This is a genomic window from Streptomyces niveiscabiei (assembly GCF_001419795.1).
Classification (GTDB): domain Bacteria; phylum Actinomycetota; class Actinomycetes; order Streptomycetales; family Streptomycetaceae; genus Streptomyces; species Streptomyces niveiscabiei.
Genome location: NZ_LIRL01001124.1, coordinates 1 through 4,957, shown reverse-complemented (window position 1 = coordinate 4,957; position 4,957 = coordinate 1). Strand labels below are relative to the sequence as shown.

General features: G+C 74.5%; 3 protein-coding genes. 1 reads left to right on the top strand and 2 read right to left on the bottom strand.

Going from position 1 to position 4,957, the window contains the following annotated elements; genetic code table 11:
• Nucleotides 1-138 precede the first annotated feature (138 nt).
• Both AOK24_RS40840 and AOK24_RS40835 read right to left on the bottom strand, forming a co-directional pair.
• Nucleotides 139-759, bottom strand: coding sequence for a hypothetical protein (locus AOK24_RS40840; RefSeq protein WP_055724965.1), 621 nt, complete (start codon nt 757-759; stop codon nt 139-141).
• 278 nt (nt 760-1,037) lie between these two features.
• Nucleotides 1,038-3,203 (bottom strand): RecQ family ATP-dependent DNA helicase, encoded by a 2,166-nt coding sequence (locus AOK24_RS40835; protein ID WP_055724964.1) that lies wholly within the window; start codon nt 3,201-3,203, stop codon nt 1,038-1,040.
• A 232-nt stretch (nt 3,204-3,435) separates the two neighbouring features.
• Between AOK24_RS40835 and AOK24_RS40830 the strand changes: the two genes are divergently transcribed.
• Complete coding sequence (locus AOK24_RS40830; protein WP_055724963.1) at nt 3,436-4,956, top strand: DUF4192 domain-containing protein; 1,521 nt, start codon at nt 3,436-3,438, stop codon at nt 4,954-4,956.
• The last annotated feature ends 1 nt before the right edge of the window (nt 4,957 follow it).

The following is a 4,957-nucleotide window of genomic DNA, read 5'->3' as shown; positions in this document are numbered from 1 at the left end:
GCCGGAGCGCGCGTGCGCGCGAAACCGGGGTTCCCGCGCACGCGCGCTCCGGCGTACCCGTCGTGTTCCGGGAAGGCCGCGGCCTGTCGTCCGTACGACAGTGTCGCGGCCGTTTCCCGCGTCGTCCCCGGCGCGGGCTCAGCGGGCCGCCGCGCGCCTCAGGACGTCCGAGACGGCGCCGCCGGTCCTCGGGAGCGGGGGCGGGGCCTCGGAGAGGCCGAAGGGCTCCGGCAGGGACTCCGAGTTGGGGCGCCGGCCGCCCCGGCCCTCGCCCAGAACCTGCCAGCCGTCACGCGTGAGCGTGATGTACGCCCCGCAGCGCAGCCCGTGCAGTGTGCACGCGTCGCGCAGGCCCCACATCCACGCGCCGTCCTCCTCGGTCCAGCGCGCGTCGCCCTCGCGGCAGTACAGCAGCACCGCCGTCCGCACCGGGGTCCGCCGCCGCAGGTCGTGCGGGATGACCCGGCGCAACTGGGCGAGCAGCGCGTTGCGGAACATCCAGCCGTCGGCCGCCGCCGGGCGACGCACGAACGAGGCGCTGGCGCACAGCCGTTCGTCCGGGTCGAGCACGGCCACGATCGCGGTCGACGGTCTCGGCCTGTGCCGCGCGTGCAGTCCGCTCACGACCTCGCGCGGGTTGCGCAGCAGCGGGATACCCGCCGCGGCCCATTCCGCGGGTTCGAGCAAGCGGTTGGCGGAAGCGGCGGACGCGGACGTCGAGAGCGATGCCGCCGAGGACGGCGCGAATCCGAAGGTCACGATCCTCCCTTCGGCTACGGCCCACACAGCGGGCGGGGCGAATTCGGGGGGCACGCACCACAAACAGAGCTCTGCCTGACCTCAGGCGAACCGTTGCGGGGAGCGGACCTCAATTCTTGCGGTCGAACTGGAATGCGGCAACGAGCAATTGGGATCACCGACTGTTATGTGCCGTTACATGGCTTATATCACTACCTCGGGATTCCCGCGTGACGACGGGGTCAGGACGGGCGACGAGCCGGTGTCCGCCTCCCTGGTCTGCCTCCCCGGGTCCGCGCTCAACCCTGGAGCGCCAGAACCAGCGGCATCACCCCCCGCGCGCCCGCGCGGCGCAGCATCCGCGCCGCGACCGCCAGCGTCCAGCCGGTCTCGCTGAAGTCGTCCACCAGGAGCACCGGCCCCTGCGCCCCGGCGAGCGCGGCGGCCAGCGCGGGCGGCACGGACAGCGCCCCGTCGAGCGCCTTCAGCCGCTGCGCGCTGTTGCTGCGGGCGACCCGGGAGGAGCCCTCGGCGTACTCCAGACCGCCCAGCAGCGGCAGCCGGCCGACCTCCGCGATGCGCGCGCCCAGCGAACCGATCAGTGCCGCGCGCGTGCGCGAAGGGACGGTCACCACGCCGACCGGGCGCGCGGGCGCGTCCGCCGCCCCGGAGGCCCAGCCGCCGGGCCCCTTCGCCCAGTCGGCCAGCACCCCCACCACGGCCCTCGCCACGTCGTCCGGCACCGGCCCGTCCGGCGCCTGCGGGGCGAGCAGGGGCCGCAGCCGGTTGCCCCAGCCGATGTCCGACAGCCGCCCGAGCGCCCGCCCCGGCGCCGCCAGCTCACCGGCCGGGATACGGCCCTTGAGGTCCATGCCGACCGCGGCGAGCCCCGTCGGCCACATCCGGCGCGGCTCCACCTCGACGCCCGCCCGCCCGAGGTCCACGCGCGCGGCGTCCAGCGCGGCCGTCGACGCGTCGGCCGTGAACCGCGCGCCCGCGCAGTTGTCGCACCGCCCGCAGGGCCGGGCCGTCTCGTCGTCCAACTGCCGCTGGAGGAACTCCATCCGGCAGCCCGTCGCCGCGCCGTACTCCCGCATCGCCCGCTGCTCGGCCTCGCGCTGGCGCGCCACCCACGCGTACCGGTCCGCGTCGTACGACCACGGCTGCCCCGTCGCGGTCCAGCCGCCCTTCACGCGCCGGACCGCCCCGTCCACGTCCAGGACCTTGAGCATGCTCTCCAGACGCGAACGCCGCAGCTCCACCAGCGGCTCCAGCGCGGGCAGCGACACCGGCCCCTCCGCGCGCGCGAGGACGTCGAGGGTGCGGCGCACCAGCTCCTCCGCCGGGAACGCGAGGGAGGCGAAGTACTCCCAGATCGCCTCGTCCTCCCGGCCCGGCAGCAGCAGCACCTCCGCGTGGTCGACGCCACGCCCCGCGCGGCCCACCTGCTGGTAGTAGGCGATCGGCGAGGACGGCGAGCCCAGGTGGACCACGAACCCCAGGTCCGGCTTGTCGAACCCCATTCCCAGGGCGGACGTCGCGATCAGCGCCTTGACCTTGTTGCCGAGCAGATCCTCCTCGGCCTGCTGCCGCTCCGCGTTCTCGGTACGGCCCGTGTACGACGCGACCGCGTGCCCGCGCTGCCTGAGGAACGCGGTGACCTCCTCGGCGGCGGCCACCGTCAGCGTGTAGACGATGCCCGAGCCCGGCAGGTCGTCGAGGTGGTCGGCCAGCCAGGCCAGCCGGTGCGCGGCGTCCGGCAGCCGCAGCACGTTCAGGCTCAGGCTCTCCCGGTTCAGCGGCCCCCTCAGCACCAGCGCGTCCGACGCGCCGCCCGTGCCGAGCTGCTCGGCCACGTCGGCCGTCACGCGCGCGTTGGCCGTCGCCGTCGTCGCCAGCACCGGTACGCCCGCGGGGAGGTCGGCCAGCACCGTGCGCAGGCGGCGGTAGTCCGGGCGGAAGTCGTGGCCCCAGTCGGAGATGCAGTGCGCCTCGTCCACCACCAGCAGGCCCGTCGCCGCGGCCAGCGAGGGCAGGACGCGGTCGCGGAAGTCCGGGTGGTTGAGGCGCTCGGGGCTGATCAGCAGGACGTCCACGACCCCCTCGGCGATCTCGGCCTGGACCGACTCCCACTCCTCCGTGTTCGCCGAGTTGATCGTCCGCGCGCGCACCCCGGCGCGGGCCGCCGCGTCGACCTGGTTGCGCATCAGCGCGAGCAGCGGCGACACGATCACCGTCGGGCCCGCGCCCCTGGACCGCAGCAGGGCCGTCGCCACGAAGTACACCGCCGACTTGCCCCACCCGGTGCGCTGCACCACTAGCGCGCGCCGGCCCTCGGCGACCAGGGCCTCGACCGCCCGCCACTGGTCCTCCCTCAGCCGGGCCTCGCCGGTGGGGTCACCGACGAGCCGGGCGAGGACGGTGTCGGCTTCGGTACGGAGATCCGCGGTGCTGGTGTGCTGCATGCGTCCATACAACAGGACGGGACTGACAATGCGGGCGGCGAGCGGCGGGAGGGACGGCCCGGGAGCTTGCCGGGCGGGCTGTCCGGGAGCCGCCGGGCGTGCTTCGCGGCGGCCGGCGTCGGAGTTCTCGGCGAGCGGGAGTTGAGGAGTCCCGGGGTTGGAAATGTCGTGTCCCTGCCCGGAGTTATCCACAGGCCGAGCGGGAAGTCGCGATTCGCGAGATCGTCACGGCATGACGAATCACAGCGAAACGCCTGAACCCATCGACAACGGCACATACAACAGCCTGGAGCCGTTCGGCTTCGAGAGCCACGGGTACACCCTCAAGACCCCGGGCGAACTCGCGGACGCCGTGCCCTACCTGCTCGGCTTCCGCCCGGAGGACAGCATGGTCCTGGTCTCCCTGTGCGAACAGGACGGCCGGAGCCGCTTCGGCGTCCGGGGCGGGCTCGGCATCCCCAAGAACCCCGCCGTCTGGAAGGAGGCGGCCGGCCTCTTCGCCGAAGGACTCGTGAAGGGCGCGGAACGCCGGGGGATGCGGCCCCAGCAGATGGTCGCCTACGTCTGCCAGGAGCCGGAGCCCGGCGAGACACCCCGCGAGGTCATGGAGCGGCTGAAGCCCCTCGCCCAGCACCTGCGCACCCAGTGCGGGCTCCTCGACATCCCCGTCATCGAGGCCCTCTGCGTCTCCGGCGGACGCTTCTGGTCATACTGCTGCCGGGGCGACGGCTGCTGCCCGGAGGACGGCATCCCGATGGCCCTGCCCGGGACGTCCGTCCTCGCCGCCGCCGCGACCTACGCGGGTCTCCAGGTCCGCGGCACCCTGCGGGACTTCCGGGCCAGGCTGCTCCCCTGGGAGACCGGCGGCGTCCGGGAGCAGGAAGAGGCACTGGACGAGATCGCCGAGGAGATCGTCCCCCGCATGCTCGACGGTGAGGACACCGAGGTCGCCGAGGAGACGATCGCCCTGGCCGAACGCCTCGTACGGCGCCTCGCCGACGCCCCCGTGGTCGCCGGCCCCCTCCTGTCCGACCGCCACGACGACACGCTGATCGGGAACGAGGAGGCGGCCCGGCTGATCCTCGGCCTCCAGGACCGCACGACCCGCGACCGCGCCGCCGAGTGGATGGAAGGCGACGTGGCACTCCCCGCGCTGCGCCTGTGGCGCGCCCTGTCCCGTCGCTGCGTCCGCTCCTGGAGCGACTACGCCGCCGCGCCCCTCGCCCTGGCCGGCTGGGTCGCCTGGTCCCTCGGGGACGGCCTCGAAGCGCGGGAGGCCCTCGCGATGGCCCTCTGCGCCGACCCCGACTACCTGTTCGCGGCGCTTCTGCACCAGGCGTGCAACGAGGGGGTCGATCCGGAGTCGGTGCGGCGGTGCCTGCGGTCGGAGAGGGGACGGCGGTCCGAGGGGGAGACGGAGAGCGAGGGGACGGTGTACGAGGGGCAGCGGTCCGAGGAGGCGGTCGAGAGCGGGGGCCCGGAGTCCGGGGGAGCCGCGCGGAGCCAGGAGCAGCAGCCCGAGGAAACCGCGCCGACCGAGCCCGTACCGGCCCCTCGCCGCAGGGCCCGCACCAGGAGCGGCGTGCCCGTCCAGCCGGGAGCGGATGGCCGGCGACCCCCTCGTACGCGGTCGTCGGCGAGGGCCAAGGACGGGACGCGCCCGCGTACACCGGCCAAGCGGGTCGTCCGGCAGCGGAGTGCTCCCGAGGAGGAGGTGCTGTCCGGCGGGGACGAGGCGGCTGGGGCGGAGTGAC